This window comes from Glycomyces sp. NPDC021274 (assembly GCF_040641195.1).
Taxonomy (GTDB): domain Bacteria; phylum Actinomycetota; class Actinomycetes; order Mycobacteriales; family Micromonosporaceae; genus Glycomyces.
In genome coordinates, this window is sequence record NZ_JBFADC010000006.1 from 161,094 (window position 1) to 182,937 (window position 21,844).

The window sequence follows — 21,844 nt, forward strand, 5'->3', positions numbered from 1 at the left end:
CATGCGAGTCCCCGGTAGTAGTACCCGGGTACCGCTCGCCCCCTTCAGGTCGGCTCCCCGAGCGGATGAACGCGCGGCCGGTGGACCGTAGCGTCGATGACACCATCCACCCCTCACCCCGACGTGGATGTCCTTGCAGATCCCCGATTTTGGAGCTTTCAGTGACCAAAAGGGACTCCATACGTTTCCGCTACACCTACAACGACCTCACCCGGAACAAAGGCGTCAACCTCGCCCTGCTCGTGATCCTGGTGCTCAGCGCCTTCCTCATGGCCACCGGGGCCATGGTCATGGAGCGCCTGCTCGGCTCGATGGACCAGCTCTTCGACGAAGCCAGACCCCCGCACTTCCTCCAGATGCACAAAGGCGAGTACGACCGCTCCGAACTCGACCGCTTCGCCGCCGAGCACCCCGAGATCGACGCGTGGGTGATCGAGGAGATGCTCGGCTTCGACGGCGCCGCCATCGCGTGGGAGCGCCCCTCCACCGGCGAGAGCGGCGACCTCGCCGAAAGCCTCGTCGACAACCTGTTCGTCACGCAGAACCCGGACTTCGACTTCCTCCTGGACGCGAGCGGCGCGATCCCCGAACCCTCCGCCGGCCAGGTCTACGTCCCGGTCGCCTACCAGCAGCAGTTCGACATGGAGGCCGGCGACACCCTGCGCGTGCAGACCGCTGAAGGCCTCCGGGAACTGCGTGTCGAGGGCTTCGTGCGCGACGCGCAGATGGCCTCCTCACTGTCGCAGTCGACCCGCTTCCTCGTCTCCGAAGACGACTTCGCGGCACTGACCGCGGCCGGCGGCGGCACCCCCGAGATCATCGTCGAGTACCGGCTCACCGACACCTCCCTGGTGTCGGACTTCAAGACCGCGTACGAAGCCGACGACGCCCTGCCCAAGAACGGCGAGGCCGTCACCTACCAGTTGATCCGCCTCATCAACACCTTCAGCGACGGACTCGTCGCCGTGGCGCTGATGTTCGTCAGCCTCCTGCTCATCGCCATCGCGCTCCTCAACGCCCGCTTCGTCATTCGCGGCACCCTCGAGGACGAGGTGCGCCAGATCGGCGCGATGAAGGCCATCGGCCTGCCGAACCGCACCATCAGCGGCCTGTACCTGGCGAAGTACCGGGCGATGACCCTCCTCGCGTGCCTCCTCGGCGGACTCCTGGCGCTCGCGGCCACGAACCTGCTCACCCGCAGTGTGCAGGCCAACTACGGCGAAGCCGACCTCGACCTCCTCGCCGTGCTCGTCCCGGTCCTCGCGCTGGCGCTCGTCTACGTGTTCGTCATCGCCGTCTGCCGCAGGGTCTTCCGCAGGATCCGCAAGATCGAGGTCGTCAACGCCCTCGTCCACGGCAGCACCCTCGACGACCGGCAGACCGCGCGCCGCGCCGCGCGCCAGTCGAAGCGGGTGCGGCGCACCAGCCTCGCCGCGTTCCGCGGCACGAACCTCAACCGGCGCCTGGCCCTGCTCGACCTGCGGGCCGAGGCGCGCCAATGGGTGCTCATCCCCATCGTCATGTGCCTCGCCGCAGTGCTCATCACCCTCCCGATGAACCTCTACAGCACCTTCTCCGACCCGCAGTTCGTCACCTACATGGGTGCGCCGGAGAGCGACCTGCGCGCCGACCTCGAGTTCGCCGAGGACGTCGACGCCGTCCGCGGGGAGCTCGTCGCCGCGATGTCGTTCGACGAGCGGCTGGCGAACGTGCGGGTCTTCGCCAACGTCCTGTACGAGGCCGAGGGCGAGGAGGGCTGGGAGGTCCTGCGCGTCGAGGTGGGCGATTATTCCAGCGCCGCCATGCCCTTCCTCGAAGGCGGCCCGCCCGAGGCCGGCGAGATCGCCGTGTCGGTGTTCAACGCCGAGAAGTACGGCCTGGAGACCGGGGACGAGTTCCTGGTACGCCTCGACGGCGCCGCGTCGAACCGCACCGTCAGCGGCGTCTACCAGGACGTCACCGGCGGCGGCTTCTCGGCCAAAATGGAGGGTGAGGTCGACGCCGGTGCGGCGAGCTACACCGTCTACGCCGACGCCGCAGAAGGTTCCGACACCGGCGGTCTCGTCGCGGAGTACGCCGACGCGTTTCCCACGGCCACGGTGACCCCGATGCGCGAGTTCATGGAGCAGACGCTCTCATACGTGACCGACGCGTTCCGGAGCGCCGCGGTGCTGTCCTTCGTGTTCGGGCTCGGCGTGGCCCTGGTCATCACGAGCCTGTTCCTGAAGCTGCGGCTGACCAGCGACCGGCGGAAGATGGGCATGCTCTCGGCCGTCGGCTTCTCCACGGCCGAGCTCATCGCGCAGGTGCGGGGCAAGACCCTCGCCGCCGTCACCGCCGGCACCCTCGCCGGCACGGTGCTCGCCGCCACCGGGGGCGAGGCCGTGGTCGGTTCCTTCATAGCCTTGGCCGGACTGGGCATTGTGGACCTCGAGTTCCTGCCGAACCCGTGGCTCGTCCACCTCGCCTATCCGCTGCTGCTCATCAGCGCCGGGTACCTGGGCGCCGTATTCCTGACCTCCCGCCTCCGCGGCGCCGACAAGAGCTCGTGGCTCAGAGCATGAAAGTAGGAGCGACAATGTCGAACGACGACCGCATCACCTTGCAATGCACCGGTCTCACCAAGACCTATTTCTCGACCGACCCGCCGAGCACGGTCCTCCACGGCCTCGACCTCGCTGTGCGGACCGGCGAATTCCTGGTGGTGATGGGCGCTTCGGGCTCGGGCAAGTCCACGCTGCTGTACAGCATCAGCGGCATGGACCGCCCCACGGCCGGGAACGTCCTCCTGGAGGGCCGGGAACTCACCTCCCTCGACGACGCCGAGGCGAGCCGGGTCCGGCTCACCCGCATGGGCTTCATCTTCCAGCAGGCGTACTTCCTGAGCAACCTCAACCTCCGGGACAACATCCTGCTGCCGGCGCTCAAGGCCGCACCGGGGGACAAGGACGCCGTGATCAAGCGCGTCGACGCCCTCATGGAGCGGTTCGGCATCGACCACGTGCAGCGCCACGGCGTCACCCAGGTCTCCGGCGGGCAGCTCCAGCGCGCCTCGATCTGCCGGGCACTCGCGGGCGAGCCGGCCGTGCTGTTCGCGGACGAGCCCACGGGCGCGCTCAACAGCAGCATGTCCACTGAGGTCATGAACGCCCTCACCGACGTGCACGGCGACGGCACCACGATCGTCATGGTCACCCACGACCCCGCTTGCGCCGCAAGGGCCGACCGCGTGGTCTACCTCCGCGACGGCCTCCTCGTCGACACTCGCGAACAGGGCATGTGGAGCGCGGAGCAGGCGAAGCGGCGCGAGGACGACCTGTTCTCCTGGTTGAGCGACAACGGGTTCTGAACGGGGTGGAGTGCGGTGCCCCCGCGCCACGGGGGCGCCGTGCCTCACGACGACACGACGAAGGTCGTCACGCCGCGCACGAGGTCGGCTGTACGGTCGCCGTCGCGCGCGTGACGACGGCGTGACGGCGCAGCCCTGCGCTTCCGGTCCCACCACATCGGCAATCGCTTACGTAGGACAGTGGACGCTTGCGCGGCCGCGAGCGGGGAACCCCGCACCGACATCTTGCCCTGGAGGTGCCCAGTGAGCCCGCTGCTGCTTCCGACCGGAATCGTCGCGATCGTCCTCGTCGTCATCGGCCTGTCGAGCGATCCCGAGCATCCGCTGGTCGTCTTCGGCCTACTCGCGTCCCTGGCCGCGTTCGCCGTCGCGGTGTTCCAGTTCAGGCGGTCGTGCCTGCCCTCCGACCCTGAAGACCGCAGCTGAGCCGACCCCCGCGGCACGACGGGCGCGTCCCTCGATCCTGATCGGGAGCCTGCTCTCCGACGCGTCAGAAGTCCAGGTCGCTGCGGAGGCGGCGTACGGCGACGAGCACGGTCGCCTGCATCTCGGTCGTCGGGCCGTCCGTGGCGGTGGCGTGTGTACGGCGCTGCAGTGCTTCCAGTGCCGCATCGGCGGGGCCGAGGTCGACGGGCTCTCGATCGTGGTGCGAGAGCACGCGGTCGAGCGTCTCCTCGTAGGCGTCGGTCGCCGCATCGAGCGCGGTGGCGCAGTCCCGGCGGTAGGCGGGATCGAGCGAATGGTCGGGCATCGCGGCCCGGCCGGGGCCGTCGAGGAGGTCCGCGAGGGCGCGCGTACAGCGGCCGACCCGCTGATTCAACTCGAACGCCGTGTGGAACCGGTCGAGGGCGTCGGACTGCTCCTGAGTCGTCTGCGGGTTGAGTCGGAGACTGTCGCGCGCATGGTGGAGGGCCGACCGCGTCTCGGTGGCGCGGTCGCCGAGGCGCTTCGCCCGCGCCGACCAGGTGCGGGAGGCGTCTCGGTCGGCGTCCTCGCGCAAGGTCGCGGCGATCTCGCGCAGGAGGTCGGCGGTCGCGGCGCCGTCGTGCCGGATGCGACCCCCGACGGTTCGCACTCGCGCAGGCGGCTTGATCAGCAGGTTCACCGCCATGCCGATCCCGGCGCCGAGGGCGGTCTCGAGGAGTCGAACCAGCACGAACGGCTCTTCGACGCTGTCGACCGCGACCATGAACAGGGCGGTGAAGGGTACGTAGAGGCCCTGGTCGCTGAGCCGGGGCCAGTAGCTCACCAGGAAGGCGATCGGCACGCACACGGCGAGCGCGAGCTCCTTCCCGGGCGTCACGGCGACCGCCAGGACCGCCACCAGGACGCCGAACCCGACCGCGGCCATCTGGCGCAGACCGGTCAGGATCGACCAGTGCACGGTCGGCCTGACCACGGCCAACGCTGCCCAGGGCGCAAGGTACGGCTGCGGGAGCGTGAGCACATGGGCCGCGACGAACCACGCGAGGACGGCCGCGATCGCGGCCTTGAGCGCCTGCGCCGCGGTCTCCTGCGCCCAGGTGCCGGTATGCGGCAGATCGCGGGCGAAGCGCCACGCCCCGCGAAGATCGTCCGCGACGCCGTCCCGTACCGCATTCCAGATCATCCGCAGCGGTTTCCCGCCGCGGCCGACTTTATCCATCCGGAGTGATCGGTGCCATGTCGGATCGATCGCTGCGAGGCGCGGGCTCGAGCAGGGCTTCGTCCGCCGCGGGGGAACCCGTGCAGCGTCAGGTCGCGCTGGGCCGGAGGCGAACCCGACTCGGACACGCGGGTCAGTCGTCCCTGGCGTCCTGCGCTGCGGTGATCCGGTCTCTCAGGGGACGGCGATGCAGCGCGTCCGCCACCGCCGTCAAGAGCTCGGCCAAGGGGACCGGGAGTTCCGCATCCAGATCGGCCATCGCCGCGACCGTCGCGTCCCACTCCGCCGTGATCCGCGGCAGCAGCGCCCGGGCCTTCGGCGTCAGCGAGACCAGTCGGCGGCGGCTGTCGAGCGGATCGGCGGCGTGGGCGACCAGCCCCGCCCGGGCCATCTGCGCCGCCGTCTGACTCGCGGCCGAATGGGTGACGCCGACCGCCGCAGCCAGTTCGCGAATCGAGAGCGGGCCTTCGGCCACCAGCGCCCGGACGACAGGGGAGAAGCGCGGCCGGTACTCGGGCAGGCCCTGCTCCCGGTAGACCTCGGCCACGTCGCCTTCGAGCAGCTCGAGCACATGACGGAGCAAGGTGCCGACGGCGTCGGATTCGGGAGAGTACTTCATGCTGATAATCTAACAGCACTGTTATAAATCTTGGGGAGGAGCCGCAATGGCCCAGCTGTACCCGCCCGCCGAAGCCCATGACCAGGGCATGCTCGACGTCGGCGACGGCAATCGCGTCCACTGGGAGGTGTGCGGGAACCCGAACGGCAAGCCCGCGGTGGTGCTCCACGGCGGACCGGGGTCCGGCGACTCGCCGTTCTGGCGGCGGCTGTTCGACCCCGCCGCGTACCGCATCGTGCTCCTCGACCAGCGCGGCTGCGGCCGGAGCACACCCGACGCGGCAGATCCACATACTTCATTGGCCGCCAACACGACCGAGCACCTCATCGCGGACGTCGAACTGCTGCGCGAGCACCTCGGCGTCGAGCGCTGGCTGGTCCTCGGCGGCTCCTGGGGCGCGACGCTCGGGCTGGCCTACGCCGAGCGGCACCCCGATCGCGTGTCGGAGCTGGTGCTGTTCAGCGTCACCAACACCAGCCGCAGGGAAGTGGAGTGGGTGACCCGGGACATGGGGCGGATCTTCCCCGAAGCCTGGGCGCGCTTCCGGGACGCCGTGCCCGAAGCCGAGCGCGACGGCGACCTCGCGGACGCGTACGCCCGGATGCTGGAGGACCCCGACCCGGCGATGCGGGAACGGGCCGCGATCGAGTGGTGCCGTTGGGAGGACGTGCACGTCTCGACCGATCCCGCGCACGAGCCCGATCCGCGGTACGAGGACCCGGTGTTCCGGATGCGGTTCGCCCGCCTCGTCACGCACTACTGGCGGCACGCCGCCTTCCTGGAGGACGGCCGGCTCGTGCGCGAAGCAGCGAAACTCGCCGGCATTCCGGGGGCTTTGATCCACGGGCGCATGGACATCAGCGGGCCCGCGGATGTGGCGTGGAAGGTGGCGCAGGTCTGGACCGACGCCGAGCTCACCTTGATCGCCGGCGAGGGCCACGGCGTCTCCGGCAGTACGACCCTCGACGCGATACTGGCGGCCACGGACCGGTTCCGACCCGCGACCGCCGACTGAACTGGGCGGTGTCCGCCAGACCAGATCGGTCGCTCCGACCACCTGCCCCGACCAGGCAGCCGTCGGGCCCGGTCGCGATGACCGGCACGACCGGACGGCGACGCTTGCGAAAACCGGATACACGGCCGCCCCGGCGGTACATCATCGAAGTCCGCCCGGGGTACCCGGAGCGCTGACAGGAGGTGCCGCGGCATGACCGAAGCCGAGACGTTCGACGCGGTGATCATAGGGGCGGGGCCGAACGGCCTGGTCGCCGCCAACCTGCTCGCCGAGGCGGGCTGGGCGGTACTCGTCCTGGAAGCCGCCCCAGAACCGGGCGGCGCCGTCCGCACCACCGAGATCACCCCCGGATTCCGAACGGACCGGTGCAGCGCGTTCTACCCGCTCGCCGGGGTCTCGCCCGTGATGCGCGGACTCGACCTCGAACGGCACGGCCTGCGCTGGCGGCGCGCCCCTGACGTGCTCGCCCACCTCCTGCCCGACGGCCGCGCGGCCGTGCTCTCGCAGGACCTCGACCGCACGGCCCGGTCGCTCGACGCCTTCGCCCCCGGCGACGGCAGCGCATGGCGTACCGAGTTCGAGCGCTGGCACCGGGTCCGCGAACCCCTGGTCGAGGCGATGCTGCGCCCGTTCCCGCCGGTCCGCGCCGGCTCCCGTCTCCTGCGGGCCCTCGGCACCGGCGGCGCGCTCCGCTTCGCCCGCGACCTCATGCTGCCCGCCCGCCGGTTCGGCGAGGAGCGCTTCACCGGCGAAGGAGCCCGGCTCCTTATCGCCGGCAACGCCATCCACAGCGGCCTCGGCCCCGACCAGGCCGGCAGCGGGCTGTTCGGGTGGCTGCTCTCGATGGTCGGCCAGGACGTCGGCTTCCCGGTGCCCGAAGGCGGCGCGGGCAGCCTCACCGCGGCCCTGGTCGCCCGGCTCGCCTCCCTCGGCGGCCGCATCGACTGCGGCCGACCGGCCGCGAAGATCCTGCACGCCAGGGGCGTCGCGGTCGGCGTCCGCGACGGGGAAGGCGCCCTCATCCGGGCCCGGCGGGCCGTGCTCGCCGACGTGGCGGCCCCGCACCTCTATCTCGACCTCGTGGGCGGCGAGCACCTTCCCGCGCGTCTCGCGGCCGACCTCAAGGCGTTCGAATGGGACCCCGCGACGATCAAGGTGGACTGGGCGCTGGACGGACCCGTGCCGTGGACTGCGAAGGAGGCCGCCCGCGCCGGCACCATCCACCTCGGCGCGGACCTCGCCGGCCTCTCCACGATGAGCGCCGACCTCGCGTCCGGTCGCGACCCGCAAGAACCGTTCCTGCTCATGGGCCAGATGACCACCACCGACCCGACCCGCTCGCCGACCGGCACGGAGACCCTCTGGGCGTACACCCGGCTGCCCCGCGGGGGCGACTGGAACGCCGACCGCGTGCGCCGCGCCGTCGACCGCATCGAAACGGCCGTCGAGCACCACGCCCCCGGGTTCGGCGACCGGGTCACCGCACGCCTCGTCAGCGGACCGCGCGACCTCGAAGGGCTCGACCGCAACCTCGACGAAGGCGCCATCAACGGCGGCTCCGCGGCGGTGCACCAGCAGCTCTTCCTCAGACCGGTGCCCGGGCTCGCCAGGGCCGACACCGTCATGGACCGGCTCTTCCTCGCCAGCGCCTCCGCCCACCCCGGCGGCGCCGTCCACGGCGCGGCGGGCGCGAACGCCGCCCGCGCGGCGCTGGCGCGGAACGGCCTGGCGGGCGGCGGCTACCGCGCCGCCATCGCGGGCGCGCACCGCCTGCTCTACCGCGAGGATTGACCTGTCGCGGCTCTGACCAGGTTTTACGGCCGGTTCCGGCGGGTACCTGCCACCTGCTGAAGCGCGCGGCCGCGACCTCCGCGCCGGATGAAGGCGGTGCACCATGGGGCAGAAAACGGATTCCGAGGCGATGCGGCGCGGTGTGACCACCCGCGTCTCGGCCTCGCCCGAGTCGGTCTTCGCGGTACTCGCGGACGGCTGGAACTACGCGTCCTGGGTCGTGGGCGCCTCCAACATCCGCGACGCCGACGAGCACTGGCCCGCGAAGGGCTCCCGCATCCGGCACAGCATCGGGCCCTGGCCGCTGGTCATCAAGGACAGCACGATCGTCGTCGCCGCCGACCCGCCGCACCTTCTCGTCCTGGAGGCCCGCATGTGGCCGCTGGGGAAAGCGCGCGTGCGCTTCGACATCGCCGCTGAGGAGGAACGGACCTTGATCCGGATGACCGAACTCGCGGTCAAGGGACCGATCGCCGCGCTCCCGGACCCGGTGCAGGCCAAGCTGTTCGCACCCCGCAACCGGGAGACCCTGCGCCGTTTGGCGCGACTGGCCGAGGCCAAGCACGGCTCGCGCTGAACGCGCGATCTTGAACTCGCACCAGCAGGGCCGGGGCGCATACCCGGCCGCTGGGTCAGGCGGCGGGAGGCGCCGTGCTCTCCCGCATGACGAGGTCGACCGGGACGGTCTCGTGGACGTCTTCGAGCCGTTCGCCGTCGCGGATCTGCCGCAGGAGCAGTTCGATGAGGCGGTCCCCGATCGCGGCGAAGTCCTGGCGCACTGTCGTGAGTGGAGGCCAGGCATCGGCCGCGAGGGCGATGTCGTCGAACCCGACGACCGAGACCTCGGCCGGAATCCGGCGGCCGACCTCGTGAAGGGCGTGCATGACGCCGATCGCCATCTCGTCGTTCGCGCAGAACACCGCCGTCGCATCGGTGTCGCGGGCGATCCGCTTCCCGGCCTCGTAGCCGGACCGGCCCGACCAGTCGCCCCGGATGATCGGCGGCGCCGGGCGCGCGGCCTGGTCGAGCGCGGCGCGCCACCCGTCGATGCGCAGCTGCGAGGGGCCCGAGCTGTCGGGGCCGGCGACATGATGGACCGTGCGGTGGCCGAGGCCCAGCAGGTGCTCGGTGGCCCGCTGCGAGCCCCCGAACTGGTCGGCGCCCACGGCGGGGTGGTGGCCGACGAACCGCGAGTCCGAGACGACGACCGGCAGCCCGGCCGGTATGGAGAGCGTGGCCGGTGCCACCGATTCGGCCCGGATGATCACCAGGCCGTCGATCGACTGGTTGGAGAGCCTGGTGACGGCGTCGGAGACCTCCGTCGACACCGGACTCTCCACGTCGACCAAGGTGACGGTGTACTGCGCGGTCCGGGCCGCCTCGACGATCGCCTCGACCGTGCGGGACTCGCCGGTGCGGCTGAACTTGTGGGTGATGACCCCGATGGTCTGGAACGTGCCGTAGCGCAGCGCCCGGGCGGCCGAGTTGGGGGAGTACCCCAGCTCGGACATCGCGGCGAGGACCTTGTCGCGGGTGGCCGGGCGGACATTGGTGGCGCCCATGGACACCCGCGAGACGGTCTGGGCGGAGACGCCCGCGCGGACCGCCACGTCGAACATCGAGGGCTTCGACTTGGACCGCGTGCGCTGCTCCGAAGCCTCACCGTCACCCATGAAAACGCTCGCTCGTCATCGCCGTCCATCCGGATCCTTGAGGATACAACCGCCCCGGCGCCGCCGGTCCCGCACTTTGGTGAGGCCTCGGTCAGAGCGCGGTGATGCCGAGGTCCGGGGCCTCGACGAAGCTCGCCGTCCGCGACGCCGCGCCGTGCAGCTCCAGCACCACGAGCTCGTTGCCGCGCTCGCGCAGGAGCGGGCCCGGCACGTACAGCGTCCCGGTCGGACCCGCGCTCCAGTAGCGGCCGAGGAGTTCGCCGTTGACCCACGCGAGCCCCTTCGTCCAGCCGTCCAGCCGCAGGTGGTGGTCCGCTTCGGCGACGGTGTCGAAGACGCCGCGTGCGAGGACGGGCCCCGCCAGCGGTCCCCGGCCCGACCCCTCCGGCCAGGGGCGGGAGGCCAGGAGTTCGGGCGCGCGGTCGAGCGCGAGCGGTGCCGCCTCCCACTCGGTCAGCTCACGCGTCGCCGTCCGCGCAGTCCCGATGAGCCCCTTCGGTTCGCCGATGCGCGGCCCGTAGTTGACCCGGCCCTGGTCCTCGATGAGGAGTTCCAGCAGGCCGTCGCGTTTCGGCAGCGCGACCGCGCGGGTGTGCGTACCGCGGTCCAGGACCCCGACCGGTTCGCCGTCGAGCATGACGACGGCCCGGTCGCGGATCTCCTCGACCACGAGCACCGCGTCGTCGGCCCGCACGCGGGTCCGGTACAGCGCGAACCCGGACCACTGGCGCATCTCGTCCATGCTCGGGGCGCGGTCGTAGGAGCGCATCGGCTCCAGCAGCTCGGCGGCCTCACCGACGAGCAGGTGCTCGGTGAGCGCCACGTCGAACGCCGGGGCCGGCGCGGGCGGCTCGGGGAGCTCGTCCGGCACCGGGGCGTGCTTGGCGATCACGGCCCGCATCGCGTGGAACTTCTCGGTCGCGGCGCCGTGCTCGGCCAGCGGCGCGTCGTAGTCGTAGGAGGTCGCGATCGGGCGGTAGAGGCCTTTGTCGTTGGCGCCGTTGGTGAGTCCGAAGTTGGTGCCGCCGTGGAACATGTAGAGGTTCACGGACCCGCCCGCGGCGAGCAGCACGTCGAGGTCGCGCGCGTTCGCCTCCGAGGGGGCGAGGTGGTGCTCCATGCCCCAGGAGTCGAACCAGCCGTTCCAGAACTCCATGCACATCAACGGACCCGTGGGCTGGTGGCGGCGCAGCGTCGCCAGCCGCTCGGTGCTGCGGGAGCCGAACGTCGCGGTCTTGTGCAGCTCGGGGAGGCCGCCGCGGGTGAGCATCGCGTCTTCGGCCTGGTCGCAGGTGAACAGCGGGACCTCGATGCCCTGGGCGCGAGTGAGGTCGACCAGCGCGCGAAGGTAGCGCTCCCGGTCGGGTGCCGGGTCGTCGCCGTACGCGCCGTACTCGTTCTCGATCTGGACCATCAGGACCGGCCCACCGCGGGTGACCTGGCGTTCGGCCACGACCGGCAGCAGCCGCTCGAGGTAGCCCCCGACCGCCGCCATGAACCGCGGCTCGTGCCGGCGCATGCCGACGCGCTGGTCGGCGGACAGCCAGGCCGGCAGCCCGCCGCCGTCCCATTCCGCGCAGATGTACGGGCCGGGCCGCACGATCGCGTGCATGCCCGCGTCCGCGACGAGGTCGAGGAACCGGCCGAGGTCGCGCCGGCCGGTCAGGTCGAACACGTCGGCCTCGGGCGCGTGGAAGTTCCACGGCACGTACGTCTCGATCGTGTTGAGGCCCATCAGCTTCGCCTTGCGGATGCGGTCGGCCCAGAGGTCGGGGTGCACCCGGAAGTAGTGCAGAGCGCCGCTGATCACCTGGTGCGGGCGGTCGTCGAGCAGGAAGTCCCGCTCGCCGATCTCGAATGTCGGCATGGAGGTCTCCAAACGTGGTGGGAGGGTTCGGACTCGGTCGGCACGGCTCCGCCCGGCCTCCCCGGGGGCGCGGTGACGGGCACTCCCTCAGCCAATAACAAAATGTTTACGTAAACAATCAACGCGAACCATAGTGCTTCGGGCTGGAGGCGGTTGTCAACTGGAACCCGGGCGGGAAGGATTCCAGTTCGATCACGAAGTGGCGGCGCGGTTCACGCGCAGGACGCCCCGTCCGGGACGATCGCGCCGGCGCAGTCGTTGCTGACGTGCGGGCGTGTTGCGGCGCGGCGTCAGACCTCGAGCCGCTTCGCCATCTGCCAGGTCCCGTCCGCGTCCTGCGTTCCCTGCAGGTCGCCGAACCCATTGCGTCGATACAGCGCCGCCGCGGCGGGGTTCCCCGCGGCAACGGACAGCCGCAGTGTCCCCGCGCCCGAGCGCCGCGCCCACTGCTCGACCGCGCCGATCAGCGCGTCGCCGACGCCGCGCCCGCGGGCCTCGGGCGCCACCCACATCGAGATGAGTTCGACGATGCCCGGGTCTTCAGTCGCGATGCCGCTGGCCATGCCCACCGGGCTGCTGCGGTCCTCGGCGACCAGGTCGTGCGTGTTCGTCCCGGCCAGCCGGGCCCGCCAGCGCGCCTCGGTGTCCGACGGCCCCTGCCAGTCGGCGAGGCGGGAGGTGAATGCGTACGGCGCCTCTGCGAGCGCGGCCAGGCGCAGGCGCCGCCACAGCGGCCAGTCGTCGGCGCTGAGCACCCGAACATCGATCACGTCGAACAGTCTGCCGTCGCGCCGGCCCGCAATCCACCGAGTTTCCCGCGCTGCGACGGGAAAAGGGCGCGGCCGCCGCAGGCTTCCCGGCGAAGCGTGCGGCGGCCGCATTGATGCAAGACGTGTCCAGACCGGCGCCGCTACACCCCGGTCATCTCGTTGGCCGGCTCGGGCAGGTCCGCTTCGGCGGTGACCTCGCCGGTCGCCACATCCACCGCGAAGACCTTCGAGGTGGACGGGTCGTTCACGTAGACGGTGCCGCCGCGGACGAAGACGGAGGGGCGGGCCTCCTGCCATTCGAGCGGCTCCTCCCAGGCGTCGACCACCGGGAAGGACTGGACGACCGTGGCGCTGGCCATGTCGATGACGTGGAGCGCGCCGTCGGTGCCCAGCAGCAGGCCTTCGCCCTGCGGCCCGCGGGCCAGCGACCGGAAGCTGTAGCTGGTGCCGACGTCGAGCAGCCTGAGCCCACCGGTCTCGGTGTCGATGATGGACACTCGCTCGGGGCGCTCGAGTTCGGCCTCGGGGTCGACCTTGTAGTCGCCGAGGATGTACGGGGACTCCTCGTGCCCGCGCGTGTTGCCGATGCGGCCGTACGCATCAGGGCTCTGGACCTTGGTGATGACGCCGTCGCGGTAGATGAGCACGCCGTCCTCGCAGCCGACGACGATCGCCTCGTTCAGCGCGGCCGATTCGCCGTGCACGCCGGGGCACTCCTCGCTGCGGGTGATTTCGTTGCGGTCGGCGTCGAGCACCTTGATGCCGGTCCGGGTCTCCTCGTCGCCGAGGGTCACGAGCAGTTCGCCGTTCTCGAGCTGTACGGCGACACCGTGGTGCGGCTGCTCGGTCGTGTAGGTCTCGGCCTCCGGCAGGCCGTCGCCCAGGTCGTCGGGGTTGAAGACGGTGACCTCGCCGGCGCCGTCGGAGAACAGCGCCGTGACGCCGGCGTGGTTGACCGCGTGGCCGGGCTTGGGAGCGGCGAACTCGTCGTCGGTGAGTTCGGCGGCGACCGCGTCCATGACGCGGAATCCGTCCGCGGTCGAGACGAGGACATGGCGTCCGTCGCCGGCGGGGTTGAGGCGGTTGAAGCCCTCCAGGGGGAGGTCCGCCATGATCTCGAGCGTCGTGCCGTCGAGGACGTAGAGGCCGCCGTCATAGGTGACGACGACGGCGTCCGCGACGTCGAGCGGCTGCTCTGCAGAGGCCTCCTCGGCGGGGGCGGAGCAGCCCGCGAGCAGCAGCCCGGTGGCCAGGAGCGAGGGTATCGCCAGGTTGTGAATTCTCATGCGCATTGCTTTCTGTCGTTGATGGGAACGGGGGTCTTGCACGGCTCGGAGGCGTTACGCCGCGCCAAGGCCTGCGGCGATGGCTTCGGCGTTGCTCCGGGTCATTTCGAGGTAGGTTCCGGCGCCTTCGCCGGGCTCGGTGAGCGATTCGGTGAACAGCGGGACGACCTCGATGTCCACATCGGCCTCTTCGGCCATGGCCTGGACCAGCCGGTCCGGTTGGGAGGAGTCGGCGAACACCACGGGGACGCCGGATGCGGCGACGGCGTCGGCCAGGTCCTTCAGGTCCGAGCCGCTGGGCGAGGCGAGGGTGGTGCCGCTGGGGATGACCGCGCCGATGATCTCGAAGTCGTAGCGCTGCGCCAGGTATCCGAAGACGTGGTGGTTGGTGACGAGCTTGCGGTGCTCCGGCGGGATCCCGGCGAACAGCTCGGAGGCGTACTCGTGCAGGTCGTCGACCTGCGTCCGGTACGCGTCGGCGTTGGCGCGGATCTGCTCGGCGTCGACGCCCGGGACCTGCTCGATCACCGTGTCGGCGATGAGGTCGACGGCGTCGCTCACCCGCACGGGGTCGGTCCAGAAGTGCGGGTCGGGCTGCCCGGCGGACTCGCCTGTGTTCTCGTCGGTGGCGTAGTCGATCGGGTCGACGTGCTCGCCGACGGCCAGGTCCGGCACGCCGGTCGCGACGGCCGCCTCCACATGGCCGAGGACCCCCTCTTCCAGGCCCAGTCCGTTGTGGATCAGCAGTTCGGCCTGCTCGAGCGAGGCGGCCTGCTGCGCGGAGACCCCGAAGGAGTGCGGGTCGGCGTCCGCGCCCATCAGCACGGTCACCTCCGCCTGGTCGCCGACGATGTTCCGGGTGAGGTCGCCCAGGATGTTGGTGGTGACGACGATGCCGGACCGCTCGGATTCGAATGCGGCGCAACCCGACAGCGCGGCGGCGGCGAGCAGCGGCAGGATCGCGAGTGCGCGCCGGGTCCAGGTGCCTACCATCCCGTCTCCACCATGTAGTCGGGTCGGAAGTCCAGGTCGAAGGTGCGCGCCAGGCGCAGGTCGTCCCGGTAGTCGATCTCGTGGACCGCGGTGCCGCCGGGGTCGTTGACGTAGGCGCGGGCGGTGTCGACCTGGATCGTCGGCGGCGCGCCGCCGGTGGTCGTGGTCAGTTCGATCCGGGCGAGTTCGGCGCCGGTGGCGGGGTCGAAGGACTGCAGCACGCCGTCCTCGGTGAGCACCAGGACGGGGGAGTCCTCGCCGGTCGCGCTCACCGCGACCGCGTGCTGCACCTCGAGTTCCCGCCACTGCCGTTCCTTGAGGTCCAGCACCAGGACTGCACCGGTCTGGCTGCGGGCTGCCAGCAGCGCGGTGCCGGGACGGTGGTGGAAGCCGCCGTCGATGCCGGCGTCGGGATAGGGGATCTTCTCCGCGATGAGGTCGCCTTCACCGCTGATCAGCAGGGCGCCGTCCTGGCAGGCGAACACCGCGCCGCGGCGGGTGATCGTCGGTGTCTGCGGTTCCAGGCAGGGCTCGGCCAGCTCGGACTCGAGCGTGCCGTCGCGGCCCAGCACCTGGACTGCGCCGTCGACGACCGCCAGCAGCCGTTGGTCGTAGGCGAGGGCCGCCTGCGCTTGCAGATCGCCGGTCGGCGCGATCTCGCCCGCTTCCAGAGCCACGCGGTCGAGCGGCACTACCGCCTGCGCCGAGTTCAGCACGGTCACCGCCGGATCGCCGACCGGCGTGAACCCGGTGCCGTCGATCGCCCCGACCGTTCCGGGCTCGGTCTTGTAGTAGTGCACGTGGTCGCCGTGGTCGACGGTCCAGACCCCGCTGTCGACGACCTGGGTGCCCGAGGCGCCGGTGATGTAGACGAAGCGGCCGTCGGTGCCAGCGGCCTGCACCCCGTCGACAGTGGCGATCTCGGTCGACTCCTCCGTCACCGGGTCGAAGAGGTGGACCTCTCCGGTGCCTGCCTCGGCGATGACCAGGCGCCATTGCGCTTCGGCGGTCTCTTCGGCGCCTTCGACGTACCCGTGCGGGGTGGGCTCGGCCTCGGCGGGCGGCGTGCCGGAGCCGCTGGAGCAGCTCGCCAGCAGGGCGCAGCCGGCGGCCGCGGCGGCGACCCGGGCCCTTGTCCCAATCGGCATTCAGTGTCCTTTCAGCGGGGTTGCGGTGAACGGGAGTCGGTCGCGCACCAGGGTGGCCAGTACGGAGACGAAGAAGCAGGCGACGGCGAACGCGGCGATGGTCGCGCCCGCGGCCGTCCCGAGGTGCCAGGAGATGAGCAGCCCGCCGACGGTGGCGATGCCGCCGATCACGGCGGCGCCGATCATGATCGCCGGGATCCGGTTGGCCCACAGGGCCATCGCCGCGGGCGGCGCGATCAGCAGGCCGAAGACCAGCAGCGTGCCGACGACATGGAAGGACGCCACGATCGCCAGCGTCAGCAGCGACACCATCAGGCCGTGGGCCAGGCCGGGCCGCAGCCCGAGGGTCGCGGCCTTGCGCCGGTCGAACGACAGCGCCACGAAGGAGCGGTGGAAGGCGACGGTGAGCACCAGCGCCAGGGCCAGCGCCCCGGCGAGGAACAGGAGGTCGATCTCGCGCACTGCCAGCACGTCTCCGAACAGGAATCCCGTGAGGTCGACGGCGAAGGACTGGGAGTGGGACACGATGATGACGCCCGTCGAGAGCATGCCGACGAAGAGCAGCCCGATACCGGTGTCCTGGGAGAGCCGGGAAGTGCGGGAGAGTGCCGTCACGCCGAGGGTCATCGCGACCGCGCTGAGCGCGGCCCCGAGCAGGAGGCTGCCGCCGAGCAGCGAGGCGATCGCGACTCCGGGGAGCATGCCGTGCGCCATGGCGTCGCTCATGAAGGCCATGCCGCGCAGCACGACCCAGGTGCCCGCCAGTCCGCAGATCACGGAGACGAGCAGCCCGCCCCACAGCGCCCGCGCCACGAAGCCGACCTCGAAGGGATCGGTCAACCATTCCATGGGGCGAACTATAATGATAATCATTTGCATTTAACAGCCGTCCTTTCTGAGAGTGATGCCCGACATGTCGAACGCCGTCGAACTGACCGACGTGAGCGCCCGCCACGGCGCCGTGACCGTGCTGCACGGCCTGAGCATTTCCATTCCGGCGCATCAGGTCACCGCGGTGACAGGGCACAACGGGTCGGGGAAGTCGACGCTGCTCGGCGTCCTCGCCGGCGCCCACCCGCCGGCCTCGGGATCGCTGCGGCGGACGCACGCGAGCCGGGCCGCCCTCGTGGTCCAGCGCAGCGAGGTCCCGGACGCACTCCCCATCACGGTCCGGCAGGTCGTGACCATGGGCCGGTGGGCGCACCGGGGGGCGTGGCGGCGCCTCACCCGCGAGGACCGCTCCATCGCCGAGCGGTGCATGGCGCGCCTCGGCGTGGCCGCCCTCGCCGATCGTCGATTCAGCACGCTCTCGGGCGGGCAGCGGCAGCGCGTCCTCCTCGCCCAAGGGCTCGCGCAGCAGTCGGACCTGCTGCTCCTGGACGAACCCGCCACCGGGTTGGACGCCGAGGCCAAGGAGCAGATCGCTGCGCTGCTGGCCGAGGAGAGCGCCCGAGGGGTCACGGTCGTCCACGCCACCCACGACCACGAGGACGCCGCGAACGCCGACCACCGCATCGCCCTGGCGAACGGCCGGCTCCTCGCCGACGTCGTTTCCTGAACGACCCGTCGCACTCGCCGCCGCCGGCATGCGTGCGCTCATCGCGGCCATGGTGCGCACCGGGACCCTCGGATAGGCTGGCGCACCTGGCCACCTCGTCCACTTGAAAGGCTCACGATGGTGAAAGCGTTCGTCCTCTTCGACCACGACGGCGTTCTGGTGGACACCGAAGCCTGGTACTTCAAGGCCTGCGAACGCGCGCTGGCGGAGGTCGGCGTGACCCTGGACGAGGACCGCTACCGGCGCAACATGACCCAGGGCGGGGAAGCCTGGAGGCAGGCCAGGGAGGCCGGCGTCGACGAGGCGACCATCGACAGGCTGCGGGCGGTTCGCGACGAGTACTACCAGGAGCATCTGCGGACGGAGGCCATCGAGATCGAAGGTGTCGTCGAGACGCTGGCCGAACTCGCGAAACACGTCCGCATGGCGATCGTGACGACCTCGAGGCGCGCGGATTTCGAGGTCATCCACGAGCACCGCCACATCCGAGGGTTCATGGACTTCGTCCTCGTCCGCGAGGACTACGGGCGCTCCAAGCCCCACCCGGAGCCGTACCTGACCGGCCTGCAGCGCCTCGGCGCCACCAAGGAGGCGACGCTGGTCGTCGAGGATTCCTCCAGGGGCCTGCAGTCGGCCGTCGCGGCCGGCATCGACTGCGCCGTCGTCCACAACGACTTCACGCAAGGCCAGGACTTCGCGCAGGCCAGCCATCGGATCGCATCGCTCAGCGAGCTGAAGGACATCATCCTCGCGGGCTGAACGAGCCGAGGTCAGCCGCCTACCCCGCTCCGTCCTGAAGCGACCGGGCAGACCCCGGGACCGCGCCCCCGAAAGTGAGGAAACGCAGGCCCGGTACCGCGCCCGGACAGTACGATCTGGAGGCTCGGGCCCCGGCGAGCGCTCGCGGCGACGCCGCGTCCGAGTGAAGGAGCGAGAGCATGTCCGACGCAGCGCTGACCCGGGCCGAACGCGCCGAACTGGAGCGCCTGCGCGCGCAGGCCGCACCGGACAGGGGCAAGCGCGGCGCCCGCTGGACCGGCTCGGTCGTGCTGCTCGTCCTCGCGGCGGTCGTACTCGTGCTCGCCTCCGCGACCGTGTTCGCGCGCAACGAGGTCCTCAACACCGACCGCTTCGTGGACAACATGGAGCCGCTCTACCGCGACGGCGAGGTCCGCGCGGCCGTCGCCGCCCGCATCAACGGCGCGGTCGACCAGGCGCTCGACGTCGACGCGCTCGTCGCCGAGGCGATCGACGCGGTCCAGACCAAGGGCGCGCCCGAGGTCCTCGACCGGCTCGCCGTGCCGCTCGCCTCCGGGATCGGCTCGTTCATCGACAAGCAGGTCAACGCGGTCGTCTACTCCGAGCAGTTCACCGAGCTGTGGCGCGAGGCGACCCTCCGCGCGCACACCTCTCTCGTCGCGCTCCTGCGCGGCGACGGCGGACCGCTCGAACTCCAAGGCGATGACCTGGTCCTCGACCTCGGGCCCGCCGTCGAGCGCGTCAAGGACCGCATGATCGAGGCCGGTTTCGCGCTGGCCGAACGCATCCCGGCCGTGTCGGTGCACTTCACCATCGCCCAGTCCGAGACCTTCCCCGAGCTCCGCGTGGCCGCGTCCCTCCTGGACGCCGCCGCCTGGGTCCTGCCGATCGCCGGCCTCGCGCTCCTGGCCGCCGGGGTCGCCACGGCCCCCGACCGCCGCCGCGGCCTGCTCATCGGCGCGCTCTGCGTGGCCGGCGGCATGCTCCTGCTCTCCGCGGGCCTCACGATCGGACGCGGCGCGTACCTGGCCGGCCTCGGCGACGGCGTCCAGTCCCAGCAAGCCGCGGTGAACGTCTACGACACCGTCACCCGGTTCCTCAAAGGCGCCGCCGAGACCGTCACCGTGCTCGCGCTCATTGTCGCCCTCGCCTGCTGGACGATCGGACCCGGGAAGGCCCCGACCGCCCTGCGGCGCCTCGGCGCAGTGGGTCGCAACGCCGCCGCCCGCGGGCTCGCCGGAGCGGGCGTCACCTTCGGCCGCTTCGGCGCCGTCGTCCACCGCAACCGCCGAGCCATCGAACTCGCGCTGGCCGTCGCGGGTCTGCTGTGGATCGTCCTGTGGCGCCACCCCGGCGTCTCCGGCGTCGTCACGGTCGCGGTCGTCGTCGCCGTGCTCGTACTGGTGGTCGAACTGATCGGCCGCGCCGCGGTCGAGGCCGGGCGCGACGCGGACGCACCGGCGCCGCTGTCGGCCTGAGGTCAGCCGAGGCTGATCGCGCCCGATCGCCGGCGGGTCGGTCCCCGTTCGTCGCACGGGAGGTCCGAGGCGGGCTGCGGCCAGTGCCGGTGCAGCGCATCGATGACGAACTCGTGCGAGTGGGCCCAGCCGTGCGCCGCGGCGTGTGCCCCGGCCAGGTGCGGGTCGTGCGGGTCGAGTCGGGTGTGGACGTGGGGGAGGGCCGCGGCGTCGCGCCGGGGCCAGACGACGAGCCCGGCGACGGCCGCGGTCGTGGCGCAGAGGGCGAGCGCGGCGGCGGCAGTGGCGAGGCCCGCGTGGGCGGCCAGCCATCCGGCCACCGGATAGGCGATGAGGAACCAGCCGTGGGAGAGCGAGAACTGGGCGGCGAAGGCCGCCGGTCGGTCGGCGGGGGTCGCCGATGCGGCGACCAGGCGGCCGGTCGGGGTCAGGATCGCGCCCGTCGCCGCCCCCAGGACCATCCAGAGCGCGAGCAGTCCGACCCAGCCGAGCACGTCGCCCGACAGCGCGGCGGTGAGGACGGCCAGGCCCGCCGCGAGAACTCCGGCGGCGGGGAGCATGACCTGCCGGTCGGTGCGGCGCGTGAGGAGCCGCGGCAGCAGCAGTGCCGCCGTCATGGAGCCGATGCCGAACGCGCCCAATGCGATCGCGACATCGCCGCTGCCGCGCGCGAGCACGTCCTGGACGAGGACGACCGTGTTGACGAGGACCATCGCGGTGGCCGCGGCGACGGCCAGGTGCATCAGCAGCAGGCCGCGCAGCCGGGGCGTGGCGAGGTAGAGGCGGAAGCCGCGGGTGGTCTTGTCCCAGCGTCCGCCGCGCTGCTCAGCCGGGGTGAGCTTCGGCAGCGCCACCGATACGACCAGTGCCGCCGAGGCGAGGAATCCGATGGTCGTGCCGGTGAACAGCCACTGGTAGCCGGCCGTCGCGAGCAGCGCGGCCGCGAGCGCGGGGCTGAACAGGTTCTCCAGGTCGTAGGCGAGCCGCGAGAGCGACAGCGCCTTCGTGTAGTCGGCCTCGCGCGGCAGCACCTCGGGGATGGTCGCCTGGAACGTCGGAGTGAATGCGGCCGAGGCGGCCTGCAGTACCAGGACGAGGACGTAGACCTGCCAGACCTCGGTCACGAACGGCAGGGCCAGTGCCACGGCGGCGCGTGCGATGTCCATGGCGCACAGGAGGGTCCGTCGCGAGATCCGCTCGGCGAGCGCGGTGGCGATCGGGCCGATGAGCAGGTACGCGAGCATCTTGATCGCCAGGGCGGTCCCGAGCACCGCGCCCGCCCGGGCCCCGGCGAGGTCGTAGGCGAGGAGGCTGAGCGCCACTGTCGCGAGGCCGGTGCCGGCGAGGGCGATGACCTGCGCGGCGAACAGGTGGCGGTAGGTGCGGTGGCGCAGCACGGAGAGCACGGTGCGGTCCTCGGTAGGGAAGGGTGACGCCCCGACCGTACCATATGTGCGCACCTGCGCACACGTCGAATGCGTGGAGGGTCAGGCGTGCCAGGGCTTCCCGGTGACCTGGTGGTCGGCGCGGCTGAGCGCCTCGAGCACGAGGCGGCGCAGGTGTCCGTCGGTCAGCGAGTACACCGCGCGGCGGCCCTCCCTGCGCGCCTGGACCAGCCCGGCGAGGCGCAGCTTCGCCAGATGCTGGCTCACCGCGGTGCGGGCGGCCCCGGTCGCGGCCGCGAGGGCGGTGACGTCGGCTTCCCCTTCGGCCAGCACCCACAGGAGACGCAGCCGGGTCTGGTCGGCCAGGAGCGCGAACACGCTCGCTGCGGCGGCGAACTGCTCACTGGAGGGCGCGGCATGGTGCAAGCCGCTTGCAGGAGCAGGTTGTTCGCGTTCGGGCATGGGCCCATCCTACGTGCGGGCCGGCCCCCGCCGACGCAACGCGATG

20 protein-coding genes are annotated in these 21,844 nt (G+C 71.5%); 9 read left to right on the forward strand and 11 right to left on the reverse strand.

Annotation, left to right across the window (positions count from 1 at the left end):
• Positions 1–161 precede the first annotated feature (161 nt).
• The 3 genes from AB0I03_RS15690 to AB0I03_RS15700 all read left to right on the forward strand — a co-directional run bounded on the left by AB0I03_RS15690 (position 162) and on the right by AB0I03_RS15700 (position 3,775).
• Positions 162–2,564 (forward strand): ABC transporter permease, encoded by a 2,403-nt coding sequence (locus AB0I03_RS15690; RefSeq protein ID WP_360412632.1) that lies wholly within the window; start codon positions 162–164, stop codon positions 2,562–2,564.
• A gap of 14 nt (positions 2,565–2,578) precedes the next feature.
• Positions 2,579–3,349 carry an ABC transporter ATP-binding protein gene (locus tag AB0I03_RS15695; protein ID WP_360412635.1) on the forward strand — a complete coding sequence of 257 codons (771 nt, stop codon included), beginning with the start codon at positions 2,579–2,581 and terminating at the stop codon, positions 3,347–3,349.
• Between the two features lie 243 nt (positions 3,350–3,592).
• Positions 3,593–3,775 carry a hypothetical protein gene (locus tag AB0I03_RS15700; RefSeq protein ID WP_360412638.1) on the forward strand — a complete coding sequence of 61 codons (183 nt, stop codon included), beginning with the start codon at positions 3,593–3,595 and terminating at the stop codon, positions 3,773–3,775.
• Positions 3,776–3,839: 64 nt separating this feature from the next.
• Here AB0I03_RS15700 and AB0I03_RS15705 read toward each other — a convergent pair whose 3' ends face one another.
• Together AB0I03_RS15705 and AB0I03_RS15710 are read right to left on the reverse strand one after the other, a co-directional pair.
• A complete protein-coding gene (locus AB0I03_RS15705) occupies positions 3,840–4,994 on the reverse strand; it encodes an FUSC family protein (RefSeq protein ID WP_360412641.1) in 1,155 nt (384 codons plus the stop codon).
• 133 nt (positions 4,995–5,127) lie between these two features.
• Entirely contained in the window at positions 5,128–5,613 is a 486-nt protein-coding gene (locus AB0I03_RS15710; RefSeq protein ID WP_360412644.1) for a MarR family transcriptional regulator, read from the reverse strand.
• Positions 5,614–5,659: 46 nt separating this feature from the next.
• Between AB0I03_RS15710 and pip the strand changes: the two genes are divergently transcribed.
• The 3 genes from pip (at position 5,660) to AB0I03_RS15725 (ending at position 8,996) form a co-directional block, all read left to right on the forward strand.
• Positions 5,660–6,628, forward strand: a complete 969-nt coding sequence (pip, locus tag AB0I03_RS15715) for a prolyl aminopeptidase (protein WP_360412647.1) — start codon at positions 5,660–5,662, stop codon at positions 6,626–6,628.
• Positions 6,629–6,820: 192 nt separating this feature from the next.
• The gene (locus AB0I03_RS15720; protein ID WP_360412650.1) at positions 6,821–8,419 is read left to right on the forward strand and encodes an NAD(P)/FAD-dependent oxidoreductase; all 1,599 of its coding nucleotides are present in this window, start codon (positions 6,821–6,823) and stop codon (positions 8,417–8,419) included.
• Positions 8,420–8,522: 103 nt separating this feature from the next.
• Positions 8,523–8,996: an SRPBCC family protein gene (locus AB0I03_RS15725; RefSeq protein WP_360412652.1), complete on the forward strand. Its 474-nt coding sequence runs from the start codon at positions 8,523–8,525 to the stop codon at positions 8,994–8,996.
• 55 nt (positions 8,997–9,051) lie between these two features.
• Here AB0I03_RS15725 and AB0I03_RS15730 read toward each other — a convergent pair whose 3' ends face one another.
• The 7 genes from AB0I03_RS15730 to aztB all read right to left on the reverse strand — a co-directional run bounded on the left by AB0I03_RS15730 (position 9,052) and on the right by aztB (position 17,005).
• On the reverse strand, positions 9,052–10,092 hold the full coding sequence (locus AB0I03_RS15730) for a LacI family DNA-binding transcriptional regulator (RefSeq protein ID WP_360412655.1): 1,041 nt from the start codon (positions 10,090–10,092) through the stop codon (positions 9,052–9,054).
• A 91-nt stretch (positions 10,093–10,183) separates the two neighbouring features.
• A complete protein-coding gene (locus AB0I03_RS15735) occupies positions 10,184–11,959 on the reverse strand; it encodes a beta-galactosidase family protein (RefSeq protein WP_360412658.1) in 1,776 nt (591 codons plus the stop codon).
• Positions 11,960–12,249: 290 nt separating this feature from the next.
• Positions 12,250–12,729 carry a GNAT family N-acetyltransferase gene (locus AB0I03_RS15740; RefSeq protein WP_360412661.1) on the reverse strand — a complete coding sequence of 160 codons (480 nt, stop codon included), beginning with the start codon at positions 12,727–12,729 and terminating at the stop codon, positions 12,250–12,252.
• 140 nt (positions 12,730–12,869) lie between these two features.
• The gene (gene aztD, locus AB0I03_RS15745; protein ID WP_360412664.1) at positions 12,870–14,015 is read right to left on the reverse strand and encodes a zinc metallochaperone AztD; all 1,146 of its coding nucleotides are present in this window, start codon (positions 14,013–14,015) and stop codon (positions 12,870–12,872) included.
• A 54-nt stretch (positions 14,016–14,069) separates the two neighbouring features.
• Positions 14,070–15,008, reverse strand: a complete 939-nt coding sequence (gene aztC, locus AB0I03_RS15750; RefSeq protein ID WP_360412667.1) for a zinc ABC transporter substrate-binding protein AztC — start codon at positions 15,006–15,008, stop codon at positions 14,070–14,072.
• Positions 15,002–16,156: a hypothetical protein gene (locus AB0I03_RS15755; protein WP_360412670.1), complete on the reverse strand. Its 1,155-nt coding sequence runs from the start codon at positions 16,154–16,156 to the stop codon at positions 15,002–15,004. The genes aztC and AB0I03_RS15755 overlap by 7 nt, the downstream gene beginning before the upstream one ends.
• Positions 16,157–17,005: a zinc ABC transporter permease AztB gene (gene aztB / locus AB0I03_RS15760; RefSeq protein WP_360412673.1), complete on the reverse strand. Its 849-nt coding sequence runs from the start codon at positions 17,003–17,005 to the stop codon at positions 16,157–16,159.
• Positions 17,006–17,069: 64 nt separating this feature from the next.
• Here aztB and aztA point away from each other — a divergent pair, with 64 nt between their 5' ends.
• From aztA to AB0I03_RS15775, 3 genes are all read left to right on the forward strand, one after another.
• Positions 17,070–17,714 (forward strand): zinc ABC transporter ATP-binding protein AztA, encoded by a 645-nt coding sequence (gene aztA / locus AB0I03_RS15765; protein ID WP_360412676.1) that lies wholly within the window; start codon positions 17,070–17,072, stop codon positions 17,712–17,714.
• A gap of 120 nt (positions 17,715–17,834) precedes the next feature.
• A complete protein-coding gene (locus AB0I03_RS15770; protein WP_360413087.1) occupies positions 17,835–18,473 on the forward strand; it encodes an HAD family phosphatase in 639 nt (212 codons plus the stop codon).
• A gap of 179 nt (positions 18,474–18,652) precedes the next feature.
• Complete coding sequence (locus tag AB0I03_RS15775; RefSeq protein WP_360412679.1) at positions 18,653–19,951, forward strand: hypothetical protein; 1,299 nt, start codon at positions 18,653–18,655, stop codon at positions 19,949–19,951.
• A gap of 2 nt (positions 19,952–19,953) precedes the next feature.
• Here the strand turns inward: AB0I03_RS15775 and AB0I03_RS15780 are convergent, their stop codons facing one another.
• Entirely contained in the window at positions 19,954–21,357 is a 1,404-nt protein-coding gene (locus AB0I03_RS15780) for an MFS transporter (RefSeq protein ID WP_360412682.1), read from the reverse strand.
• 81 nt (positions 21,358–21,438) lie between these two features.
• Positions 21,439–21,798: a metalloregulator ArsR/SmtB family transcription factor gene (locus AB0I03_RS15785; protein WP_360412685.1), complete on the reverse strand. Its 360-nt coding sequence runs from the start codon at positions 21,796–21,798 to the stop codon at positions 21,439–21,441.
• Positions 21,799–21,844 lie beyond the last annotated feature (46 nt).